At 66.9% G+C, this 21,531-nt stretch carries 21 protein-coding genes; 6 read left to right on the forward strand and 15 right to left on the reverse strand.

Annotation, left to right across the window (positions count from 1 at the left end; all coding sequences use genetic code 11):
- Window positions 1–56 precede the first annotated feature (56 nt).
- Window positions 57–1,277 (forward strand): threonine ammonia-lyase, encoded by a 1,221-nt coding sequence (gene ilvA, locus ACQP0C_RS28105; RefSeq protein ID WP_433724710.1) that lies wholly within the window; start codon window positions 57–59, stop codon window positions 1,275–1,277.
- Between the two features lie 103 nt (window positions 1,278–1,380).
- Here the strand turns inward: ilvA and ACQP0C_RS28110 are convergent, their stop codons facing one another.
- From ACQP0C_RS28110 to ACQP0C_RS28130, 5 genes are all read right to left on the reverse strand, one after another.
- Window positions 1,381–2,355, reverse strand: coding sequence for an ABC transporter substrate-binding protein (locus tag ACQP0C_RS28110; protein ID WP_433724712.1), 975 nt, complete (start codon window positions 2,353–2,355; stop codon window positions 1,381–1,383).
- 54 nt (window positions 2,356–2,409) lie between these two features.
- Window positions 2,410–3,531: an ABC transporter permease gene (locus tag ACQP0C_RS28115; protein ID WP_433724714.1), complete on the reverse strand. Its 1,122-nt coding sequence runs from the start codon at window positions 3,529–3,531 to the stop codon at window positions 2,410–2,412.
- Window positions 3,528–4,304 carry an ATP-binding cassette domain-containing protein gene (locus tag ACQP0C_RS28120; RefSeq protein ID WP_433724716.1) on the reverse strand — a complete coding sequence of 259 codons (777 nt, stop codon included), beginning with the start codon at window positions 4,302–4,304 and terminating at the stop codon, window positions 3,528–3,530. Before ACQP0C_RS28120 ends, ACQP0C_RS28115 begins: the two co-directional genes overlap by 4 nt.
- A gap of 71 nt (window positions 4,305–4,375) precedes the next feature.
- Entirely contained in the window at window positions 4,376–4,654 is a 279-nt protein-coding gene (locus ACQP0C_RS28125; RefSeq protein ID WP_433724718.1) for a hypothetical protein, read from the reverse strand.
- A gap of 45 nt (window positions 4,655–4,699) precedes the next feature.
- Entirely contained in the window at window positions 4,700–5,023 is a 324-nt protein-coding gene (locus tag ACQP0C_RS28130) for a DMT family transporter (RefSeq protein ID WP_433724719.1), read from the reverse strand.
- A gap of 474 nt (window positions 5,024–5,497) precedes the next feature.
- On the opposite strand from ACQP0C_RS28130, the gene ACQP0C_RS28135 reads away from it, so the two are divergent.
- Entirely contained in the window at window positions 5,498–5,947 is a 450-nt protein-coding gene (locus ACQP0C_RS28135) for a hypothetical protein (protein WP_433724721.1), read from the forward strand.
- Window positions 5,948–6,506: 559 nt separating this feature from the next.
- On the opposite strand, the gene argH is transcribed toward ACQP0C_RS28135, so the two are convergent.
- The 3 genes from argH to ACQP0C_RS28150 form a co-directional block, all read right to left on the reverse strand.
- Window positions 6,507–7,919, reverse strand: a complete 1,413-nt coding sequence (gene argH, locus ACQP0C_RS28140) for an argininosuccinate lyase (RefSeq protein WP_433724723.1) — start codon at window positions 7,917–7,919, stop codon at window positions 6,507–6,509.
- Window positions 7,916–8,821, reverse strand: a complete 906-nt coding sequence (locus tag ACQP0C_RS28145) for a class I SAM-dependent methyltransferase (protein ID WP_433724725.1) — start codon at window positions 8,819–8,821, stop codon at window positions 7,916–7,918. Before ACQP0C_RS28145 ends, argH begins: the two co-directional genes overlap by 4 nt.
- A gap of 88 nt (window positions 8,822–8,909) precedes the next feature.
- Complete coding sequence (locus ACQP0C_RS28150; RefSeq protein WP_433724727.1) at window positions 8,910–10,112, reverse strand: argininosuccinate synthase; 1,203 nt, start codon at window positions 10,110–10,112, stop codon at window positions 8,910–8,912.
- 515 nt (window positions 10,113–10,627) lie between these two features.
- Between ACQP0C_RS28150 and ACQP0C_RS28155 the strand changes: the two genes are divergently transcribed.
- Window positions 10,628–10,780 carry a hypothetical protein gene (locus tag ACQP0C_RS28155; RefSeq protein ID WP_433724728.1) on the forward strand — a complete coding sequence of 51 codons (153 nt, stop codon included), beginning with the start codon at window positions 10,628–10,630 and terminating at the stop codon, window positions 10,778–10,780.
- Window positions 10,781–11,417: 637 nt separating this feature from the next.
- Window positions 11,418–12,503: a hypothetical protein gene (locus tag ACQP0C_RS28160; RefSeq protein ID WP_433724730.1), complete on the forward strand. Its 1,086-nt coding sequence runs from the start codon at window positions 11,418–11,420 to the stop codon at window positions 12,501–12,503.
- Window positions 12,504–12,888: 385 nt separating this feature from the next.
- Here ACQP0C_RS28160 and ACQP0C_RS28165 read toward each other — a convergent pair whose 3' ends face one another.
- The 7 genes from ACQP0C_RS28165 to ACQP0C_RS28195 all read right to left on the reverse strand — a co-directional run bounded on the left by ACQP0C_RS28165 (window position 12,889) and on the right by ACQP0C_RS28195 (window position 19,962).
- Complete coding sequence (locus tag ACQP0C_RS28165; RefSeq protein WP_354953026.1) at window positions 12,889–13,401, reverse strand: arginine repressor; 513 nt, start codon at window positions 13,399–13,401, stop codon at window positions 12,889–12,891.
- 28 nt (window positions 13,402–13,429) lie between these two features.
- On the reverse strand, window positions 13,430–14,443 hold the full coding sequence (gene argF / locus ACQP0C_RS28170) for an ornithine carbamoyltransferase (protein ID WP_433724732.1): 1,014 nt from the start codon (window positions 14,441–14,443) through the stop codon (window positions 13,430–13,432).
- Window positions 14,440–15,654 carry an acetylornithine transaminase gene (locus ACQP0C_RS28175; RefSeq protein WP_433724734.1) on the reverse strand — a complete coding sequence of 405 codons (1,215 nt, stop codon included), beginning with the start codon at window positions 15,652–15,654 and terminating at the stop codon, window positions 14,440–14,442. The genes argF and ACQP0C_RS28175 overlap by 4 nt, the downstream gene beginning before the upstream one ends.
- On the reverse strand, window positions 15,654–16,586 hold the full coding sequence (gene argB / locus ACQP0C_RS28180) for an acetylglutamate kinase (protein WP_433724736.1): 933 nt from the start codon (window positions 16,584–16,586) through the stop codon (window positions 15,654–15,656). The genes ACQP0C_RS28175 and argB overlap by 1 nt, the downstream gene beginning before the upstream one ends.
- A gap of 77 nt (window positions 16,587–16,663) precedes the next feature.
- Window positions 16,664–17,881 (reverse strand): bifunctional glutamate N-acetyltransferase/amino-acid acetyltransferase ArgJ, encoded by a 1,218-nt coding sequence (gene argJ, locus ACQP0C_RS28185; protein WP_433724738.1) that lies wholly within the window; start codon window positions 17,879–17,881, stop codon window positions 16,664–16,666.
- A complete protein-coding gene (argC, locus tag ACQP0C_RS28190) occupies window positions 17,878–18,936 on the reverse strand; it encodes an N-acetyl-gamma-glutamyl-phosphate reductase (protein WP_433724740.1) in 1,059 nt (352 codons plus the stop codon). Before argC ends, argJ begins: the two co-directional genes overlap by 4 nt.
- A gap of 318 nt (window positions 18,937–19,254) precedes the next feature.
- Window positions 19,255–19,962: an ArsR/SmtB family transcription factor gene (locus tag ACQP0C_RS28195; protein WP_433724742.1), complete on the reverse strand. Its 708-nt coding sequence runs from the start codon at window positions 19,960–19,962 to the stop codon at window positions 19,255–19,257.
- Window positions 19,963–20,026: 64 nt separating this feature from the next.
- On the opposite strand from ACQP0C_RS28195, the gene ACQP0C_RS28200 reads away from it, so the two are divergent.
- On the forward strand, window positions 20,027–20,689 hold the full coding sequence (locus ACQP0C_RS28200; RefSeq protein WP_433724743.1) for a hypothetical protein: 663 nt from the start codon (window positions 20,027–20,029) through the stop codon (window positions 20,687–20,689).
- On the forward strand, window positions 20,689–21,468 hold the full coding sequence (locus tag ACQP0C_RS28205) for an isocitrate lyase/PEP mutase family protein (protein WP_433724745.1): 780 nt from the start codon (window positions 20,689–20,691) through the stop codon (window positions 21,466–21,468). Before ACQP0C_RS28200 ends, ACQP0C_RS28205 begins: the two co-directional genes overlap by 1 nt.
- Window positions 21,469–21,531: the final 63 nt, after the last annotated feature.

A 21,531-nucleotide genomic window follows, 5' to 3' on the forward strand; every position in this document is an offset into this window, starting at 1 on the left:
CGGATGATTTCGACATGTCGCCTCGCATTCGGTGTGGGGGCTGGCAGCATGGGCGCATGGAGTTGCTGGGACTGGAGCGGATCGAGGCGGCCGCGGCGGCATTGGCGCCGGTGATTCGGCGGACGCCGGTGGTTGCGTCACGGGTGTTATCCGAATGCGCCGGGACCGAGGTGCGGCTGAAGTGCGAGAACTTGCAGCGGACCGGATCGTTCAAGCCGCGGGGTGCGTACTTCCGGATCGCGAATCTTCCGGCGGCGGATCGGGCGCGGGGCGTGGTGGCGGCCAGCGCCGGAAATCATGCGCAGGGGGTGGCGTGGGCCGCCGCTACGCTGGGGATTCACTCGACGGTATTCATGCCGGTTGGTGCGTCGCTACCGAAGTTGGTGGCTACCAAGGCGTATGGGGCCCAGGTGCGACAGGTGGGTGAGACCGTCGACGACTCACTGGACGCCGCATTGGATTTCGCCGAGCGGACCGGTGCGACGCTGATCCATCCGTTCGACCACCCCGATATCGTGGCCGGACAGGCGACGGTGGCCCTGGAGATCATCGAGCAGATGCGCGATGTCGGGACGGTGCTCGTGCCGACCGGCGGTGGCGGGCTACTGGCCGGGGTCGCCATCGCACTGCACCATGTCGCGCCGCAGGTGCGAGTGGTGGGGGTGCAGGCGGCGGAGGCGGCGGCGTGGCCGGATTCGCTGGCGGCGGGTAAGCCGGTGCGGGTGGCGCGCATGTCGACCATGGCCGACGGTATCGCGGTCGGGTTGCCGGGGCAGGTGCCGTTCGCGCATGTCGCAGCGCACGTGCCCGCGGTGGTGACAGTGGAAGAGGATGCGTTGTCCAAGGCGCTGCTGCTGTGTCTGGAACGGGCGAAGCTGATCGTCGAGCCAGCGGGCGCCGCGGCGGTGGCGGCCCTGATGAGTTGTGCACCCGACGAACTCGGACTGCATGGGCCAGTGTGCGCGGTTCTGTCCGGCGGCAATATCGACCCGATGATGCTGACCAGGATCATCGGACACGGCCTTGGTGCCGCGGGCCGCTATCTCGCTGTGCGCGTGACGATTTCGGATCGTCCGGGTGCGCTGAGCGGGCTGCTCGCAGTGGTCGGCAAGACCGGCGCGAGCGTCGTCGACGTGGTGCATTCACGGACCGGCGGATGGCTCGCCGTCGATGAAGTCGAGGTATCGCTGACCTTGGAGACGCGCGGCCCGACCCATCGTGACGATGTGCTCACCGCACTGGAGAATTCGGGCTACACCGTGCGCGTGGAGGACTGAGCGCAGGGCGACCGACCGCGCTGAACGTGCACTTTTCGCGAACCCGACGAGCCTGCCGGATTCGCCGAAAAGTGCACACTCAGTACAGTTCCGGGTCGGACCGTCAGCACTTCCGCTTGTAGAAGTACTTCGAGTTCGCATCCATATCGGCCTGGGTGATCGCCACCATATCGGTTTGAATATTGCGGGTGACCGGCTTACCTTCCAGCGCGGCGGCGGCCTGGTCGACGCCTTTGGCGCCGATCCCACCCGGATCCTGGGCGATGAGCGCCTGCACCGTACCGGCCTTCAGATCCTCGACCTGTTTCGGGCTCGCGTCGAAGCCGACCAGTTTGACCTGGCCGAGCTTATTCGCATTGCGCAGACCGGTGGCCGCGCCCTCGGCCGAACTCAGGTTGGTGGCGAAGATGCCAGCCAGGTCGGGATGGGCGGCCAGGGTCGCGGTGACGATCGAAGCAGCTTGTGCCGCTTCGTTATTGTTGTACTGCACCCCGAGCGAGGTAATGCCCGGGTAAGCCTTCACCGCATCTTCGAACCCCTGCGCACGCGCGTCGGTGGTAGAGGTTCCGGCCTTGGTGTTGATCACCAGCACCGGCCCCTTGTCGCCGATCAGCTTGGCCAAGGTCTGCGCCGCGAGTTCGCCGCCCTTTTTGTTATCGGAGGCGATCGACGACAATGCGATCGAGGTGTCGTCCAAGGCGGTATCCACCTCGATGATTTTGATCCCCGCGTCTTTGGCCTGTTTGATCGGATTCGCCATCGCCGTCGCATGGGTCGGGGCGATCAGAATGCCGCCGGGCTTATTGGCCACCACACCGGTCAGCACCGGAGTCTGCGCGCCAGCGTCGAATTTCGTCGGCGCCTGCGTCTCCAGTTTGTAGCCGAGTTTATTCGCCTCGTCCTGTGCGCCGCACTGCATGGAGATGTAGAAGGGTTCGTCGGCGACGCCGGGAATCAACACCAATTTCTTGGCATCCGTTCCGCCGGAATTGCTCACCGACCCACTACATCCCACCACCAGCGTGCCGACCGCCGCCATCGCGCCGATCACCACCGCGGTCCGCTTCGCCACCCTCATCTGGCTACCTCCGCCTTATTTTCTTATCGCGCAGTGTTGTAACTGCTTACCTCTCTACTTGCGGTCCCGGGCCCGGCGGCGCAGCTGGTCGAACCACACCGCCCCGACCAGAACCGCGCTCACCGCGATCGGCTGCCAGAACACCGGCACCCCCGCGATAACGAAACCCTTACGCAGCACCGACGGAATGAAGACACCGATGACCGTGCCGACAATCGTGCCGATACCACCGAAAAGACTGGTGCCGCCGATGACGACACCGGCGATGGCATCGAGATTGTCGGTGCCGTGCCCACCAATGGTGGTGGTGCCGAAGTAGGCCAGATTCATGAATCCGGCCAGCCCGGCCAGAAATCCGGTCATCAGATAGACCAGCACGAGGTGGCGAGTGACCGCGATACCCGAACGCCGCGCGGCCTCCTCATTGGAACCGATCGCGTAGGTGTAGCGGCCGAACCGAGTGGTGTGCAGCAGCCAGGCGGCCAGCAGCGTCACCGCGGTGGCGACCAGCACCAGATTCGGCACCCCACCCAGCGATGTCCCGAAACCCAGGGAATTGCGGAGTTTGTCGGGGACGGTTCTGGTGTCGACGCCGCCGGTGATCAGTTGTGCCGCACCGAGTGCCGCGCCGAATGAACCGAGCGTGACGATCAGCGGCGGAATCTTGGCCTTGGCCACCAGAATTCCATTGAGCAGACCCCAAATGCCGCCGCCGACAACGGACATGAGGAAGCCGAGACCGATGATCCCCCAGCCCGCCGCGGTGGCGTTCTCATCGGGGCTCAGCCATTCCATCGTCTTCGCGCCGAGCACCCCGGCGAAGATCAGCACCATGCCGACGGACAAGTCGATTCCGGAGGTGATGATCACAAAGGTCATCCCGACCGAAAGAACCAGCAGCACAGAGGTTTCGATCAGCAGCGTCTGCAGGGTGAAGCGGGTCGGAAAGGCATCGGGACGGATGACGCTGAAGACCACGCACAGGGCCACGAGCACCACACCGATCCATAACGTGCTGGCGCCGAGCAGTCGTTGCAGGACGGTGCGTTCCGGCAGGTCGGGGCCGCCATTGGCCTCGGCGGTCGTGGCTTTGGGCCCACCACTTGTCGAATCGCTTCGCGATGCTTCCTGCCCACCCGTCACCCGACCACCACCCCTGCGCGATGATTCCTTCATTCGGCGTCCTCATGTGACAGCGCTCCGGTCATCGCCCCGACCAACTGCTCGAGCGTGGCGTCGGCGGCGACGAACCGAGCGACCCGCTTACCGAGGCGCAGCACTTCGATCCGGTCGGCCACAGCCAGCACCTCCGGCATATTGTGGCTGATCAGCACGACGGCAATGCCCTGATCGCGCACCTTGCGGATCACGTCGAGCACCCGCTCGCGCTGCACCACGCCGAGGGCCGCGGTCGGCTCGTCCATGAAGACGACCTTGCTGGCCCACATCACCGCGCGCGCCACCGCCACGCTCTGGCGCTGGCCGCCCGAGAGCGCGCCGATCGGCACATCGGTGCGCTGCAAGCTGACGCCGAGTCGCCGGAAATGTTCGACGGCCTGGCTCCGCATCGCGCTCTTGTCGAGCATGCCGAGTCTGCCCGCCAATCCGCGGCGGACCAGTTCCCGGCCGAGAAACAGATTCGCGGCCGGGTCCAGATCGGGCGCGACGGCGAGGTCCTGGTACACCGTTTCGACGCCGAGTTTGCGCGCGGCGGTCGGTGTGCTGAGCACGGTTTCCGCGCCATCGAGCAGGATTGCCCCCGAATCCGGTTGTTCGGCCCCGGAAAGGCATTTCACCAGCGTGGATTTGCCCGCGCCATTGTCACCGATCAAAGCGACGACCTCACCGGCGCGCACCTGAAAGTTCGCTCCCCGCAACGCCTCGACGCTACCGTAGCGTTTCACCAGGTCCTGGGCCTCGAGGACCACATCGCCCGCATCCGATGCCATACCGTCACCAACATCGACTCAGGTGAGCAAGCGTCCAATCCATCGGCCGATGCTACGTTCGCCGCCACCTCTCATGGGACGAATTCGGCAAAATGCGCAGGGCGCAACAGCCCGGTCTTCGGATGCACCTCCCGCACCTGCTTCCACAGCCCGGTCGCCGCATATCCCGGCTCGGTCGCCACCACCCACACCGGAGCCCCGGACACCGTTCGCTCGACCACCGACGCCGCCGGAAGCTCGATACCGTACGCCGACAACGCCGCCACCGGATCATTGCCCGCGAACGGTACCGCCGGGGGCTGTGCCTGCCGATCCGGTGTGAAGGTCCCTGCCCCGAAATGTCTTCTCATGACTCGGCATTCAACAGCCACCTCCCGACAAGTTCCGGGCGGATGTCATTGCGCACCACCGAGTTCCAGCGCCAAGACGCCGACAATCACCAGTGCGATGCCGCCGACCTGGATCAGCGAGAGCCGCTCATCGAGGAACAGCACACCGATGACCGCGATGGCCGCGACGCCGACCGCTGACCAGATGCCGTAGGCCACGCCGACCGGCATGCCACGTTTCAGGGCCTGGGAGAGGAAGAAGAAGGCCGAACCGTAGCCGATGACCACGATGATCGAGGGCACCAGTTTGGTGAAACCCTCTGAGACCTTGAGGGATACGGTCGCGGTGATCTCGGAGGCAATGGCCAGGGCAAGCAACAGCAGGGTCATCGGCGCAGCGTAACCGGGACGGGTCTGGTGCTGACATGTGGTTGTGGTCGCAAGGTTTTGGATGTCTCGATCACAAGGTCGATAGCGCAGACTCCAGTCGCGGGTTGCCTGGTGACAGGTCCGGCACAGGTATCGCCTACCGCTACGGTAGTCGGACGAGGAGGAGCTATAGACGCAACGGCGGTTGTGATCGCATTGATCGTCGTGCCGATTGTGCTGGTTGTCGCGCTTTTGGCGGTTGCGATTCCATTGTCGATTCCCGCCGAGCGCGCCCGCCGGGCGCGCCTGCGGCAGTGGGCGACTCAGCACGGGTGGACATTCGTGGACAGGTCGCGGCCAAAGTGGATATCGCGTCTGCCCGGCCACCGTCGACAGCGCGTCGGTGTGACCCTGACCGGGCAGATCGGAGGCCGCTGGGCGACTGTGGCTGATTATTCGTACGAGACGACATCGACGTCGAAAACGTCGTCATCCATGTCGACATCGTCGTCCGCGTTGGGCGAGGGTTCCACCACAACTCATACGAAGACCCATACGCACCGCTTCATCGTGGTTGTCGTACTGCTGGATCGCCCGCTGCCCTCGGCCTCGGTCCACAGCCGAGGTGCCATGTCCAAGCTCGGTCGGTCGCTGTTCGGCGATAAACCGACTGCGACGGGTGACGAGCGGTTCGACTCGCGATTCCGGATCGCCTCGGCCGATCCCGACTATGCGCGCTGGCTGGTGGGCAGGCCGCTACGAGAGGCACATCTCGCCGGAGCCGTCCCCGACTGGAGCCTCGCCGGTCAGGAATTGCTGAGCTATCGCCCGGGCCAGTTGCGTCACCTGGACGCGATCCCGGCGCTTGCCGGACCATTGCTGCACGTGGCGGATCTGCTCGGCCGCGACTTCGGCCCAGTGTCTATCAACGTGGACACTCGATAGTGACTACCCAGCGCATCCCCCGGCGCCTGCGCTCGCGGCCCGGCCAAGTGTGGCGCGGGCAATTCCTAGCCGCCGTTCCTGGTGCGGTGCAGTCCCGCTGCAGCCCCCTTGGCGGTCCGGACAACACCAACCCTTGGCGGTCCGGGCCGCACCACTGACATTCTCGGGGCACATACCGCACGGCACTGACCTCTATGTGCCACAAGATGTTCCGGATTCGCGACGGGCACCCCGCGACACCCTTGATCTCGCGGCCCGACCGAGCGTGGCGACAGCAACTTCTAGTGCACGTCCAGATCCACTGCTCCGCTGTCCGCTCCAGGTGCTCGCCGAACGTGGTGATATGGCGGTCGAATGCGGCGTGGGCGAAACCATTCGACTGCGTGCAACGGAGCTTTCCGGCGCCAAGGCTCGAAATAGCGGAAGCTGGCTGGGCGCGGCACTAGCCGCACGCTCCCGGTGGTGCGGTCCGGACTGCACCACCCTCGGCGGTCCGGACGGCACCACCCTCGGCGGTCCGGACGGCACTTTCCCCTGGACGTCCGGGTTGGGCGATCGATTACCCGCGCAATTGCGAGACCGTGTGCCGGATCTCGTCGAGCTGGGCCGCCACCTGCACACCCGCGGTGCCGCCACGGGCATTGCGGGAGGCGATCGAGCCCTGCACGGTGAGCACTTCCCGGACCTGCGGCGTCAGCGCCGGATCGATGGCGGCGAACTCCGCATCGGTCAGCTCGTCCAGGCCGACGCCGCGCGCCTCGGCGGCACGCACGCACGCACCGGCGGCCTCGTGTGCGACGCGGAACGGAACACCCTGCCGGACCAGCCATTCGGCGATATCGGTGGCGAGGGTGAACCCGGCGGGTGCGAGTTCGGCCATCCGGTCGGTGTGGAAGGTCAGGGTCGAGACCAGGCCCGCGATCGCCGGGAGCAGCAGCTCCAACTGGGCGACCGAATCGAACAGGGGCTCCTTATCCTCTTGGAGGTCCCGGTTATAGGCCAGCGGTTGGGCTTTCAGGGTCGCCAACAGTCCGGTCAGGTTGCCGATCAGGCGACCGGCCTTACCACGAGTGAGCTCGGAGACATCCGGATTCTTCTTCTGCGGCATGATCGACGAGCCGGTGGACCAAGCGTCGGCGAGGGTGACGTAGCCGAATTCCGGTGTGCTCCAGATGATCACCTCTTCAGCCATCCGGCTGAGATCGACACCGATCATGGCGAGCACGAACGCCGCTTCGGCCGCGAAATCGCGCGAGGACGTGGCATCGATCGAATTCGCCGCCGCGGCATGGAAATCCAGTTCGGCCGCGATGGCTTCCGGATCCAGTCCCAGTGAGGAGCCGGCCAACGCGCCGGATCCGTAGGGCGAGACCGCCGCGCGCTTGTCGAAGTCGCGCAACCGATCGATATTGCGCAGCAGCGGATGCGCGTGCGCGAGCAGATGGTGCGCGAGCAGCACCGGCTGTGCGGCCTGCAGATGCGTCTTACCCGGCATCACCGCGTCCGGATGCGCGGCGGCCTGGGCGACCAGTGCGTCGACGATATCGAGCAGTCCGGCGGCGACCCGGCGGGCCGCATCGCGCAGCCACATCCGAAACAGCGTGGCCACCTGGTCATTACGCGAACGCCCGGCCCGCAGTCGCCCGCCGAGCTCGGCGCCGACCCGATCGATCAGCCCACGCTCCAGTGCACCGTGCACATCCTCATCCGCCTCCGCCGGGACGAAAGAGCCCGAATCCACATCCGCCGCAAGCTGATCCAGTCCGGCCAGCATGGCGGCGAGGTCGCTCTCCGACAGCAGCCCGGCCTTGTGCAGCACCCGCGCGTGCGCCTTCGACGCGCGAATATCGTAGGGAGCCAGCGCCCAGTCGAACTGGGTCGACTTGCTCAGCGCGGCCATCGCCGCGGCCGGTCCGGACGCGAAACGTCCGCCCCAGAGCGCCCCTTCGTTGGTGCTGCCGCTCTGCGTCATCGTGTGCTGTCTCCTCCGGGTCGTCGGGCGTTGAACAAAATGTGGGTCTTCAGGCCGGCCGCGGCCACGTCGGATACCTTCCGGCCCCGGCTGCGCAGCACCTCGGCCGGGTCAGCGCGCGACACCGCCCAGCCGTGTTCGGTGAACCAGTCGATCGGATCACTGCGGCCCTCGTCGGAGTACCACAGTTCGCCGACGTCGACCGTGACGTCGACCCCGGCGGATCGCGCCTCCTGCAACGCCTTGTCGTTCGGCGCGGAACCGGTCGAGCGATAGATCGCGACCCGACTGCCCGGCGCGCTCAACGCTGCGATGTTGTCGAACAGCCGGTCCTGGGCGTCCGCCGGGAGGTAACGCAACAGTCCTTCGATCAGCCATGCCGTCGGCACGGCCGGATCGAAGCAATTGTTCCGCAACGCCGCTGGCCAATCCTGGCGCAGATCCACCGCGATCGCGCAGCGCTGCGCCGCGGGTGGGAAATCCGCCAGCGCGCTCTCCTTGAACTCCAGCACCTTCGGCAGATCCAGCTCGAAAACCGTTGTGCCGACCGGCCATTCGAGCCGATAGGCCCTGGCATCGAGTCCTGCGGCGGGAATGACGATCTGCCGGATGCCGTCGGCGGCCGCCGCCTTGCAGTAGTCGTCGAGGTAGCAGGTGCGTGCGATCAGGGCCGAGATAAGGGGCCCCATCGACGCTATCGCGGCCTCCTCGAGATCCGGGATCTCGCCGCGCACGATGCGCGTCCAGGATTCCGAACCGACGGCGGTCACCAGCACTTCGGCATATGGGTCATGGAACAGTGCGTCCGGGCCGCGGCTCTCGGCGGCTCGCATTGCCGCGACGCCGAGGGCCGTGGCCCCCACGCTCGATTCGATATCCCAGCTGTCGTCGTCGGTCCGCATAGTGCTCCCTTCGGGTCGGCAACCGCTGCGCCGACCCGTTCGAGCCTAATGGTCACCGGCGGACGCAGTGCGTCCTCAGTGCGAGCTGCTACTTCTGGTTCAGGTCGCGACGCGCCGCTACCTTCGAGGACAGGCCGTGGATCTGCACGAAGCCCTTCGCCAGCGACTGGTCGAAGGTGTCGCCCTCGTCGTAGGTGGCCAGGTTGAAGTCGTAGAGCGACTGCTCGGAGCGGCGGCCGTTGACCACGACGGAACCGCCGTGCAGCACCATCCGGATCTCACCGGTGACGTGCTGCTGGGTTTCGGCGACGAACGCGTCCAGCGCGCGCTTGAGCGGGGAGAACCACAGGCCGTCGTAGGCCAGCTCGCCCCAGCGCTGCTCGACCTGGCGCTTGTAGCGGCCCAGCTCGCGCTCGATGGTGACATTCTCGAGCGCCTGGTGCGCGGTGATCAGCGCGATGGCGCCGGGGGCCTCGTAGATCTCGCGGCTCTTGATGCCGACGAGGCGGTCCTCGACCATGTCGAGGCGGCCGACGCCCTGACGTCCGGCGCGGTGGTTCAGTTCGACAATGGCCTCGAGCACGCTGACCGGGCGGCCGTCGATGGCGACCGGCACACCCTTGTCGAAGGTGACGATGAGTTCATCCGGCGCTTCGAAGTTGACCGTCGGGTCCGAGGTGTAGTCGTAGACGTCCTTGGTCGGCGCGTTCCAGAGGTCCTCCAGGAAGCCGGTCTCCACCGCGCGACCCCACACGTTCTGGTCGATCGAGAACGGCGACTTCTTGGTGACATTGATCGGGAGCTGGTTCTCCTCGGCGAAGGCGATGGCCTTCTCCCGGGTCCAGGCGTAGTCGCGGACCGGCGCGATCACATTCAGATCGGGGGCGAGCGCACCGATGCCGACCTCGAAACGCACCTGGTCGTTGCCTTTACCGGTGCAGCCGTGCGCGACCGTGCTCGCGCCGTGGAACTTGGCGGCCTCCACCAGATGCTTGACGATGAGCGGGCGGCTGATCGCCGACACCAGCGGGTACTGGCCCATGTACATCGCGTTTGCCTGGATGGCCGGCAGGCAGTACTCGTTGGCGAACTCGTCGCGCGCGTCGACCACGATCGCCTCGACCGCGCCGCAGTCCAGCGCACGCTGGCGCACCACGTTCATATCCTCGCCGCCCTGGCCCAGATCGATGGCGACCGCCACGACCTCGGCGCCGGTCTCCTTGCCGATCCAGCTGATCGCAACGGAGGTATCGAGCCCACCGGAGTAGGCGAGTACGACGCGCTCGGACATGTCTATGTGCTCCTCGGTTTCGTGCTTGTCTGCAGGTCGTGCCCGCAGCCGCGGGCGGTGGGCGCGGCGCGCACCGAACGCGCCCATCGCACGTCAGGCGGCCCACACCGTCATACAAATGATTATGCATGACGATGCAAGCCCATTCACACCCGGGTCCGGGTTCCGCTGCTGCCGGATCCCGGATGTGTCCGATCCGTTCCTGGATCCAACCGCGGCAGCGCGTCGCAACGCTCAAACCAAGGTCTGCCCGTCTGCGAGCGATTCGAAACAGTGGTCGCAGGCCAGCCCACTGCTGTCGGCACCAGCCGCCTGTCCCGCCTCGCCACTCAGATGGCGGCTTGCGGCGCATGCCCGACGCACCCGTCCCGACGGTTCAGCCGCGGCACCGATCGGGTCGGCCCGTCTCCGAATGGCTGGGACCTGTTGCTCACCAGGCGAATTCCGACCCTTGGCACTTGCACCTATGTCACGCTTGAGCCGGGAACTATCGGCGCGGGCAAAGGACGGACGCAATGCTGCACTTCATAGCAGGAGAATTCAGCACCCTCGGCAACGCCGTCCTCGATGTAGGCCGCGCCTTGGTCGACCTCATCCAAGACATCATCAACGTCGGCACCCCAGGCAATAACACCCCCCACAGCGGCGGACAGTACCCCTTTGGCTGAGCCCCAGCCCGCCAACATCACTGTGCCGCAACTCACCCAGGCAACGCCCAGGTGTGCTGACAACGGCTGACCCGACCGACGCTCAGCGAGGGACAACCGTGGCGGAACGCGCCCCCGGCGGTGCACCGGACATCGTTCGCAGACAGGACAATTAGGGCCGACAGAGCAGTTGACCCGTCGCAGTTCAGGCCGCAAGCCGAGGCGGCTGTCGCCAAGCACTTGACCCGTCCGCGACCAGCGAGACGATCGAGATCAGGCCACCACTCCCGATATGCGATCAGCGATATCGACTGAAGCCGCAGTCGCGCGGTTGCCTGCGTGCCGCCTGACTTGTCCGTGAAACCTGACGGCACTGGTGTGCGAATGTTGACGATGCTCGAGCGGGTTGCGTCGGGCCAGTTGCACGTGAATGTTGCCGGCGTGCAGGGGAGTCGGGCATCGACCACTGCTGGCGGGCGGGGGGTGCTCGCGTCACTGGTCGAACTCGGCGCCGATCGCGTCGAGGGCGGTTCTTATGCTGTGCGCGATGCGGGGTGGATGTACGTTCGGGTCATGGGGAGTTCGACCGGTGCGTCGATTACATAGGTTTCGCCGTCCGCTCGCGATTGCGATCGGCATGGTGGTGGCGGTTTCGGTCGTGGGCTTGCTGCCGAGATGGTGGTGTGGTCGTGACGCCGACGAGTGGTACCGAGGGGATCCGGCACGGGTGCATGGGCTCGCCGAGGAATTGGTGGCCTTCGAAGCCGATGACGATCATCGGCGTGCCACAGCCGCGGGAGCGGGTCTCGCCGGCATGTGGGGGCTGCTCGCGCACCAGATGACGGCGCTTGGACTGGCGCAAGTGTGTCTGGAGCACCCCGAATGGCGGGAACGCTACGCCCCGATCGTGACTCGCGCGGCAGCCCGGAGTCTGTTGCCCGAGATGCGCGCCGAATTCACCGCGGCCTGGCACGGCAAGGACGGGTTGGCGGATCTCGACAGTCCGAACGGCCACGCCTACCTCTCTTATCCCGCTCTCGCACTCGGAATGGCGCGCCTGGTCGATCCGGCGTTCCCGCCCGAACTCGCGGTCCAACACGACGCGCTGATCGCCTCCTACGAGCGGCGGCTGCTCGACTCGCCGACCGGGCTGCTGGATACCTTTCCTGGTGAGGCCTACCCAACCGATGTGGCAGCCGTAGCTGCTGGGATCGCGGTGCACGGTCGGGTGACCGGCGTCGACCACACGGCGGTCCTCTCGCACTGGGCGCAGCAGGTACGCGCGGTGCAGATCGATCGGGGCACAGGGCTGGTGCTGCAACGCATGGGTGTCGACGGGCAGGCGCACGACGCCCCACGCGCTTCGGGAACCGGACTGGCGGCCTGCTTCGCCGGCTTCGCGAACCGCGCGCTCGCCGAGGAGTTGGCGACCGGGTTGTTTCGCCAGGAGCGGAGTTTCCTGGGCTTCAGCACGATCCATGAGTACGGCGACGGCTATGCCGGCGTCGGGGATATGGACAGCGGTCCCCTGATACTCGGTATATCGGTATCGGCCACCGGCTTCGCGCTCGCCCCGGCCCATTCCTTCGGTCACCGCGACATGTTCACCCGCCTGTTTCGGACCGCAGACCTCTTCGGTCTGTCACTGCGGAGCGGCACCCGCTTGCGTTTCGCGACCGGCGGGGTGGTCGGCAACGCGCTATTGCTCGCATTCCTCACCTCCGGACCGGAGCTGGCGCGATGAGACTTCCCGGCACGGCGCGGCTGCTCGCCGGGTGGCGGCTGGTCCGCATGCCAGTGATCCTGGTCGTGTTGTACCTCGCCCTGCATCCGGTCTTGGTGGCGTTGTCGGCGCGACATGGGTTCGGTTCACCCGACGGACTGGGTCTGGGCTACTCGACCGTCAGCGTCGTGCTGGTGGCCCTGCGCATTGTGCTGCTGGTCATCGTGCGTCGGCGGTTACGTCGAACTCAGCTGAGCCCCATCCGGTGGCCGCGTGGGGAGTCAGCCGCGTCGCCAGCGTCGCATGCCATCGGTGGCCCTCGACCGCGCGATGAGCTCGAGCGCACGCTGTCTAAGGTTCTGTGCCACAACAAGTCCGAGAAGCCGGTAACCACCACGCCGATGGCTCAGGCCAGGGCCTCGATTTTTGCGGCTAGTTCGGCGCCGGTGAGGGGTTCGCGGGCGATGACTGCGATGGTGTCATCGCCTGCGATGGTGCCGACGATGAACGGCAGGGCCGCTCGGTCGAGGGCGCTGGCCAAGTAGTGGGCGGCGCCGGGTGGAGTGCGCAGCACTGCGATGTTTCCGCTGGCATCGGTGGACACCAAGAGATCGCCGAGAAGTTTGGAGAGGCGGTCGGTGCCGCCGGTGACGCCGCGGACGGGGCTGCCGTCTTCAGGAACCACGTAGACGCCCGCACCGCCGTCGGCGGCGCGCAACTTCACCGCGCCCAGTTCATCGAGGTCGCGGGAGAGGGTGGCCTGGGTGGTTTCGATGCCTTCGGCGGCGAGCAGGGCGGCCAGTTCGGTTTGGCTGCGGACCGCGTGCGCGGTCAGCAGTTCGATGATTCGGGACTGCCGACCGGCTCGGGTGCGAGCAATGGCGGGGGCGGACTTACCGGCGTCGGGTTGGACGGTCATGACCACGCCCCGCCGATGCGTCTCGCGCTCACTGCGCCTCACCTCGCTTGGCCAGCAACCACACCAGCAGCGCCTTCTGCGCGTGCAGCCGATTCTCCGCCTCGTCCCACACCACACTGTGCGCTCCGTCGATCACGTCGTCGGTGATCTCCTCGCCGCGGTGCGCCGGAAGACAGTGCAGCACAACGGCATCCGGCTGGGCCTTGGCCAGCAGGTCGGCATTGAGCTGGAAGGGACGGAAGGGACCGACACGATCGAGGCCGTCGTTTTCCTGTCCCATGGAGGTCCAGGTGTCGGTTACGAGGGCATCCGCGCCGTCCGCAGCCGCGACCGGATCGCCGGTGAACGTGATGGTGGCACCGGTCTCGGCGGCACGCTTGCGCGCGGCCTCCACAATCCACGGCAGCGGCTCGAAACCCGCTGGGGCGGCGATGGTTATGTTCAAACCCGCGGTCACGCCGCCGAGCAGCAGCGAATGCGCCATATTGTTCGCACCGTCACCGAAATAGGTGAGGTTGCGGCCGGTCAGACTGCCCTTGCGCTCGACGAGGGTCTGCAGATCGGCGAGCACCTGACACGGGTGGAATTCGTTGGACAGCGCGTTCACCACCGGAACCGTTGCGGTGACGGCCATTTCGTCCAGACGCACCTGTTCGAAGGTCCGCCACACGATCGCGTCGACATAGCGCGAGAGCACCTTGCCGGTATCGCCGAGGGTCTCCTCACGGCCGAGCTGGGTGTCGCGGCCGTCGACCACCACCGCGTGTCCGCCGAGCTGAGCAATGCCCATTTCGAAGGAGAAGCGCGTGCGGGTGGAGTTCTTCTCGAAGATCACGCCGACTCCGCGCGGCCCGGCCAGCGGCTGGTGGGCGAACGGATCCTTCTTCAGTTCCGCTGCGAGAGCCAGGATTTCGGCCTGCTCGGCGGGCGTCACATCGTCATCGCGCAGGAAGTGGCGGATTAGCCCGGTTTGCGATGCGGTATGCCCACCCGTCGCCCGACCGCCACCCCTCACGGAATCGCGCTGCGATGCGGTATTCATTTGGCCCCCTTGGCGTTGGCGTGCGCCCCGTCGAGGATATCGGGCAGATCGGCGACGAAGTTATCGGACTGGGTCTCGGTGAGCACCAATGGCGGCGCGAGCCGAATGATATTGGGCTTGGGCGCATTCACCAGATAGCCCGCCTCCCGCGCCCGATTCTCCACCTCGGCCGAAATGTCGTCGGTCAGCACGATGCCGAGCAGCAGACCGGCGCCGCGCACATGATCGATCAGCGGATGTTCGAGCAGTTCGATGCCATCGCTGAGCCGCTTGCCGACCGATTCGACGTGCGCGAGCAGATCGGTCTCATCGATGGTCCGCAAGACGGCCAAAGCCGCCGCGGCACAGACCGCATTGCCGCCGAAGGTGGTGCCGTGCAGGCCCGGGGTCAGCAGGTCGGCGGCCGGTCCGGTGGCCAGCACCGCACCGATCGGCAGCCCGCCACCCAGCCCCTTGGCCAGGGTGATCACATCCGGCACGATGCCGAATGCCTGGTGCGCGTAGAACTTTCCGCACCGCCCGATACCGGTCTGCACCTCGTCGAGCACCAGCAGCGCACCGTGGCGCGCGGTGATCTCGCGTGCCTTCACCAAATAGTCGATGGGCGGCACGACAACGCCGCTCTCCCCCATGATCGGCTCGAGGAACACCGCCGCGGTGTCCTCGTCCACGACCGCCTCCAGGGCCGCGGCATCACCGTAGGGCACATGGACGACACCGGGCGGCATCGGCTCGAACGGCGTGCGCTTGGCGGGCTGCCCGGTGAGCGCGAGCGCGCCCATGGTCCGGCCGTGGAAGGCCTCATCGGTCGCGACGATCTTGCGCCGCCCGGTCAGCCGCGCCATCTTGAATGCCGCCTCATTGGCCTCGGTGCCGGAATTGCAGAAGAACGCGCGGCCGTGGCCGTCGCCGAATTCGCCGTCGCCGAAGTGCGCGAGCAGGCGCTCGGCCAGTTCGATGACCGGTTCGTTGGCGTAGATATTCGAGGTGTGCCCCAGCGTGCCGAGCTGCTGGGTCACCGCTTCCAGAATCGCCGGATGGGCATGGCCGAGGCTATTGACCGCGATGCCACCGAGGAAGTCGATGTAGCGCTTGCCGTCCGCGTCGTAGACCACCGCGCCCGCGCCGCGCACCAGCGCGACCTTGGGCGTCGCATAGTTCTTCATCAACGCGGCGGACCACCGCTGTTGCAGTTCTGCTGTATCGCTCATCATTTCGTTCCGTTCAGTGTGTCCGCCGCGCTCGTGGCGAGCGGGGCGGGCGTCACCATCGTTCCGATTCCTTCTCCGGTGAACAGTTCCAACAGCACCGAATGCGGGACCCGACCGTCGATGACATGCGCGGTCGGCACCCCGCCCTGCACGGCGCGCAGGCAGGCCTCCATCTTGGGCACCATGCCCGCATCCAGACGCGGGAGCAACTCGGCCAATTCGGCCGTATCGATGCACGAGGTGAGCGACGAACGGTCCGGCCAGTTCGTGTACAGGCCCTCGACATCGGTCAATATCACCAGCTTCTCCGCGCCGATGCCCTCGGCGAGTGCGGCGGCGGCGGTGTCGGCATTGATGTTGTGCACCACGCCGTCGGCGTCCGGGGCGATGGTCGAGACCACCGGAATGCGCCCCGCGCCGATGAGGTCGAGCACCGCATCGGCATTCACCTCGGTGACATCGCCGACCAGACCGATATCGGTCGCCTCGCCGTCGACATCGACGGTGCGCCGGGTCGCGGTGAACAGCCGCGCGTCCTCACCGGAGATGCCGACCGCGTACGGACCGTGCGCGTTGATCAGCCCGACCAGCTCCCGGCCGACCTGACCGAACAGCACCATCCGCACCACATCCATCACCTCGGGTGTGGTGACGCGGAAGCCACCGCGGAATTCGCCTTGCAGGCCCAGCTTTTTCAGCATCGCGCTGATCTGCGGTCCGCCGCCGTGCACCACCACCGGATGCACCCCGACGGTGCGCAGGAACGCCATATCGGCGGCGAAGGCCCGTTTGAGGTCCGCGTCGACCATCGCATTGCCGCCGTATTTGACGACGACGATCTTGTCGCGGAACTTCTGTAGCCACGGCAGCGCATCGGCGAGGACGTGCGCCTTGTCCACTGCCGAAAGTTCCTGCACCGCCTCGCTGGTCATGGCTCCGCCTCGCTGGCGCTCAGCTCCGCCATGCCCAGCGAGGCCGGCTGTGTTGATTGTTCGCTCGCTGCGCTCGCTCATGAGCTGTAGGCCGAATTCTCTTCGACATAGCCGTGCGACAGGTCGGTGGTCCGCACGGTCGCGGTGCCGTCGCCGACATTCAGTTCGATCCGCACCTCGATATCGGGGCCGGATAGATCGACCTCGCGCGCACCGGGCGCGCCGACACTGTCGACACAGACCGGATTTCCGTTGAACGACACCGAGATCCGGTTCGGATCCAGGGTGATCGGGGCGATGCCGACGGCGGCGAGCACCCGGCCCCAGTTCGGGTCGGAACCGAAGAGCGCGGTCTTGACCAGACTGTCGCGGGCGACGGCGCGCGCCGCGATCAGCGCCTCGTCCTCGGAGACCGCACCGGCGACGGTGATCAGCACCCGCTTGGTCACGCCCTCGGCATCGGCCATCAGCTGCGCGGCCAGATCGTCGCACACCGCGAGCACCGCCGCGTCCAGTTCCTCCTGCGCGGGTGCGACCTCGCTGGCGCCATTGGCCAGCAACAGCACGGTGTCATTGGTGGAGCAGGAGCCGTCGACGTCGAGCCGGTCGAAGGTGAGCCGAGTCGCGTTGCGCAGCGCGCGATCCAGCTGTTCGGCGCTCGCGGCGGCGTCGGTGGTGAGCACCACCAGCATGGTCGCCAGCGAGGGCGCGAGCATGCCAGCGCCCTTGGCCATACCGCCGACATTCCATTTGTCGCGGTGGTGGAACGCCGCTTCCTTGGGCACGGTGTCGGTGGTCATGATGGCGTGTGCCGCATCGAGGCCGCCGGACATGCCGCCGCCCATCTCGTGCACGATTTCGGTGACGGCCGGGATCACCTTGTCCATCGGCAGTCGGTCGCCGATCAAACCGGTTGAGCAGACCGCGATTTCGCCCGCGCCGGTCTCGGTGCCCCAATTGCTCAGCGCCTTGGCCAATTCCTCGGCGGTCTGGTGGGTGTCCTGGAAGCCGCCCGGACCGGTACAGGCATTGGCCCCACCGGAATTCAGGATCACCGCGCGCAACCGGCCGCTGGTGAGCACCTGCTGCGACCACAGCACCGGTGCGGCCTTCACCTGGTTGCGGGTGAAGACGCCAGCGGCCGCGTACTCCGGGCCCTCGTTGAATACCAGTGCCAGATCGGGTTTTCCGCTGGCCTTGATGCCCGCGGCGATGCCCGCCGCCCGGAAACCGAGCGGCGCGGTAACGCCCTGGGTCCGGACCAGCTTGCCAGCCTCGGTGTCGAACGTCGTCACGGTGCCACTCCTATGGTGGAAAGTCCTGCGGTCTCGTCGAATCCGACCGCGAGATTCATGGATTGGACCGCTGCGCCCGCGGTGCCCTTGGTCAGGTTGTCGATCGCGCCGATCACCACCAGCAGCCCGGCGTCGGCATCCACCGCGACCTGCAGGGTGACGGCATTGGAGCCGAGCACCGAACCGGTTTGCGGCAGTGTGCCTTCCGGCAGCAGGTGCACGAATGGTTCATCGGCATAAGCCTTTTCATAGACCGCGCGCGCCTGCTCGGCATCGACCTTGATCGGGGCGGTGCACGTCGCGAGAATGCCCCGCGGCATCGGGGCCAGCACCGGGGTGAACGATACGGCGACGTCGGTGCCGCCGGCGGCCTTCAGATTCTGCGCGATCTCCGGGGTGTGCCGGTGCGCGCCCGCGATGCCGTAGGCTCGCACCGAACCCATCACCTCCGAGCCGAGCAGGCCGACGTCGAGTTTGCGGCCCGCGCCCGAAGTACCGCTCACCGCAACCACATTCACCGTCGGCTCGATGATTCCGGCCGCGATCGCCGGTGCCAGCGCGAGGCTGGCGACCGTGGGATAGCAACCGGGAACGGCGATCCGGGTCGCGCCACGGAGCCGGTCGCGTCCGCCCGGCAGTTCCGGCAGCCCGTACGGCCAACTGCCCGCGTGGGCGCTGCCGTAGTACTTCTCCCATGCGGACGCATCGGTCAGCCGGAAGTCGGCGCCGCAGTCGATGATCACCGTCGATGCCGGTAGCTGCTGCGCGATGGCGGCGGACTGCCCATGGGGCAGGCCAAGAAAGACGATGTCGTGACCGGCCAGCTCATCGACCGTGGTCGGCGCGAGCACCCGATCGGCCAGCGGCAGCAGGTGTGGCTGGAGCTCCCCCAGCGTGCTGCCCGCATTCGAGCCGGCGGTCAGCGCCCCGATGACGAGGCGCCCGTCGCGGTAGGCCGGATGGCCCAGCAACAGACGCAGCACCTCACCACCGGCGTATCCACTCGCACCGGCCACCGCAACCCGCAAGACCGGGTTGCCCGACGAATCAACCATGTGATGATTATGCACGATTATGCAAGCCCATTCATGGACGGGGTGCAGCATCATCCCGCTGGCCCCGTTCACCAGGCAGTTCTGTTACCGCTCGGCAGTGATACCCGGGAAGAACCCGCCTCAATCGTATTGATGAGATTCAGCACGCGCTCCGAGCGGGCAATGAGCGCAAGACCAGCATCGTGGTGGCGACCCGAGTCGAGGCCGGCTCCAATGGTGTCCTTCGCAACCCGGGTGACGGCCACGATGATCGGTAGTGCTGTGTTCGGCGCGCTCCCGAGGTGCGCGCAGGGGGACAAAGCCTTCGCTCAGCCGCCGTCAGGCAATCGTTGCGGGATCGATGCCGAGCGCCTCGAACAGGCCGGTTTCACCCTTTGCTGTGAGGCGCACAGCGCGACCGGACCCGACGCGCCGTACCCAATCCATGGCCTGCAACCGGCGGCACAGCTGCGCTCCGGCCGCCCCGCCGAGGTGGGTGCGACGTTCGGTCCAGTCGAGACAGGGGCGCGCGATGGGGCGACGCGTCGCGCGCAATGTCGTCGCTTCGATGCCCATCGGGCCGGTGAGCCACGCCGACCCGGCCTCGGTGAGGGCGAAGCCGCCTTCATCGTCGAGCAGGTCGCGTTCGATCATCGCGTCGGTGATCGCGACCCCGAGTCGGCCCGCGAGGTGGTCGTAGCAGGTTCGGCCGCGGGCCAGGGCCGCGGCGGCAGTGGACGCGCGCAGCGTGGTCGGCTCGGGGCGCGACGGCTCCAGGTGGGTGACCATGGTCTCCAACAGCTCGGCGACCTGTGGACTCGCCAACTGCACGTACCGGTGCCGGCCCTGGCGGCGCTCGACGAGCAGACCCCCGTCGAGCAGCCGGTTCAGATGCTCGGTCGCGGTGGACGGCGCGACTCCGGCATGTCGCGCCAGTTCCCCGGCCGTCCAGGCACGGCCGTCGACCAGGGCCAGGCACATATCGGCACGGGTGCGATCGGCCAGCAGGGTGGCCAGGCCGGCCAGTTCGGCTCCTCGGGTCTGCACTACACCATGATCGCGCCGGGTTATTTCGGCGGCCACCGAAATGTCAGCGGGATACGGTCGCGGCATGAATCTGATCACCGACCCCGATCGGGTGCGGGAGGTTTTGGCCAGTGCGCCGATGCCCGCGGTACCGCGCACCGCGCAGGCTGTCGGCATCGGCTGGCTACGCGCGAATGTCGCTCGTTTTTGCGATGGGGTCGACCATGCTCGGCGGCGCGCGCTCATCGTCGCGGAATTGGCTCGATTGTCACCCACTGTGCTGCGCGAACGGGCCCGCATGGTCGAGGGTGAGCTTCCCCACGTCCGGGTGCTGGCGGAAGCTCTCGGGATTCCGGACATCTCGGTAGCGGCGGTCGCCATTGCCGCCGCGCACTACCAGCCCCATGAGCCCGACAGCGCCGAGGCCGATCGGGCCGTCGCCGAGTTGGTGGCCGCCTGCGGCGCAGTGGCCGACGAGCGCGCGGCCGCTCGGATCGGTCTGCTGATCCAGGCATGTCCGGCGACGGGCGCGCTCGTGGACAATGCGCGCCGGTTCGAAGGCACGGCGGACGAGGTCATCGCGCGCACCATGGTCGAGCATCCGCCGGTGCGCCGGACCCGGCGGGTTGTCGACGAGGAGTTGGTCGAAGTCGATCTCACGGGTCTGGGATTCGGGGCGGGGCCGCATATGTGCCCCGGTCGCGACCATGCCGTTGCCATTGCCGCCGGAATCATCGAGAGGTCCTGATGAACAAGACGAAGGCTTTTCACGACCTGCACCACCGCGCCGAGCCGCTGGTGCTGCCCAATGCCTGGGACTTCGGCTCGGCGGCGGTGCTGGCCGCCGAGGGGTTCGCGGCCGTCGGCACCACCAGTCTCGGTGTCGCAGTGGCGGCGGGTCTCGCCGACGGCGCCGGTGTCACCCGTGATGAAACACTGGCGCTGGCAACGAGACTCGCGCGTTTGCCGGTGCCGGTCACCGTTGATATCGAGGGTGGGTTCAGCGAGGATCCCGCGACTGTCGCCGAATACGTCGCGCAACTCGGCGCTTTGGGCATTGCCGGGGTGAATCTCGAGGACGGGCGGGCGGATACGGCGCTGGCCGATGCCGGGCACCAAGCGGAGTTGATCGCCGCTATCAAGTCCCGTGTGCCCGAGTTGTTCGTCAATGCCCGGGTTGATACGTATTGGCTACAGCTGGAACGGGATTCGACCCTGGCTCGTGCCGAGGCGTATGTGCAGGCCGGTGCCGATGGGGTCTTCGTGCCCGGTGTGACGGATCCGGCGGACATCGGCCGGATCGTCGCGGCGGTGCCGTTGCCGATCAACGTGCTCTACTCGGCGGCCGGACCGTCGATCGCGGAGCTCGCGGCATTGGGTGTGCGGCGGATCAGCACGGGATCGCTGCTGTATCGGGCGGCGCTGGCCGGGATCGTCGATATCGCGCGTGCGGTGCGCGACGGCGGGGCCGTCCCGTCCGGCATCCCCACCTACCGCGAAATCCAGGCCATCACCGGCGCGGAGTAATTCGTTCGAAGAAATTTTGTCGGCGATGTCGATTCGCCGGGGAGGCGTTCGTGTAGGAGGTGC

It is taken from the genome of Nocardia sp. CA-129566 (assembly GCF_050956075.1).
In the GTDB taxonomy this organism is placed as follows: domain Bacteria; phylum Actinomycetota; class Actinomycetes; order Mycobacteriales; family Mycobacteriaceae; genus Nocardia.

What these genes read in the sequence shown, in the direction of transcription:
- ilvA (WP_433724710.1), top strand. Translation starts at nt 57, where the DNA reads ATGGAGTTGCTGGGACTGGAGCGGATCGAGGCGGCCGCGGCGGCATTG.
- ACQP0C_RS28110 (WP_433724712.1), bottom strand. Translation starts at nt 2,355, where the DNA reads ATGAGGGTGGCGAAGCGGACCGCGGTGGTGATCGGCGCGATGGCGGCG.
- ACQP0C_RS28115 (WP_433724714.1), bottom strand. Translation starts at nt 3,531, where the DNA reads ATGAAGGAATCATCGCGCAGGGGTGGTGGTCGGGTGACGGGTGGGCAG.
- ACQP0C_RS28120 (WP_433724716.1), bottom strand. Translation starts at nt 4,304, where the DNA reads ATGGCATCGGATGCGGGCGATGTGGTCCTCGAGGCCCAGGACCTGGTG.
- ACQP0C_RS28125 (WP_433724718.1), bottom strand. Translation starts at nt 4,654, where the DNA reads ATGAGAAGACATTTCGGGGCAGGGACCTTCACACCGGATCGGCAGGCA.
- ACQP0C_RS28130 (WP_433724719.1), bottom strand. Translation starts at nt 5,023, where the DNA reads ATGACCCTGCTGTTGCTTGCCCTGGCCATTGCCTCCGAGATCACCGCG.
- ACQP0C_RS28135 (WP_433724721.1), top strand. Translation starts at nt 5,498, where the DNA reads ATGTCGACATCGTCGTCCGCGTTGGGCGAGGGTTCCACCACAACTCAT.
- argH (WP_433724723.1), bottom strand. Translation starts at nt 7,919, where the DNA reads ATGACGCAGAGCGGCAGCACCAACGAAGGGGCGCTCTGGGGCGGACGT.
- ACQP0C_RS28145 (WP_433724725.1), bottom strand. Translation starts at nt 8,821, where the DNA reads ATGCGGACCGACGACGACAGCTGGGATATCGAATCGAGCGTGGGGGCC.
- ACQP0C_RS28150 (WP_433724727.1), bottom strand. Translation starts at nt 10,112, where the DNA reads ATGTCCGAGCGCGTCGTACTCGCCTACTCCGGTGGGCTCGATACCTCC.
- ACQP0C_RS28155 (WP_433724728.1), top strand. Translation starts at nt 10,628, where the DNA reads ATGCTGCACTTCATAGCAGGAGAATTCAGCACCCTCGGCAACGCCGTC.
- ACQP0C_RS28165 (WP_354953026.1), bottom strand. Translation starts at nt 13,401, where the DNA reads ATGACCGTCCAACCCGACGCCGGTAAGTCCGCCCCCGCCATTGCTCGC.
- argF (WP_433724732.1), bottom strand. Translation starts at nt 14,443, where the DNA reads ATGAATACCGCATCGCAGCGCGATTCCGTGAGGGGTGGCGGTCGGGCG.
- ACQP0C_RS28175 (WP_433724734.1), bottom strand. Translation starts at nt 15,654, where the DNA reads ATGAGCGATACAGCAGAACTGCAACAGCGGTGGTCCGCCGCGTTGATG.
- argB (WP_433724736.1), bottom strand. Translation starts at nt 16,586, where the DNA reads ATGACCAGCGAGGCGGTGCAGGAACTTTCGGCAGTGGACAAGGCGCAC.
- argC (WP_433724740.1), bottom strand. Translation starts at nt 18,936, where the DNA reads ATGGTTGATTCGTCGGGCAACCCGGTCTTGCGGGTTGCGGTGGCCGGT.
- ACQP0C_RS28200 (WP_433724743.1), top strand. Translation starts at nt 20,027, where the DNA reads ATGAATCTGATCACCGACCCCGATCGGGTGCGGGAGGTTTTGGCCAGT.
- ACQP0C_RS28205 (WP_433724745.1), top strand. Translation starts at nt 20,689, where the DNA reads ATGAACAAGACGAAGGCTTTTCACGACCTGCACCACCGCGCCGAGCCG.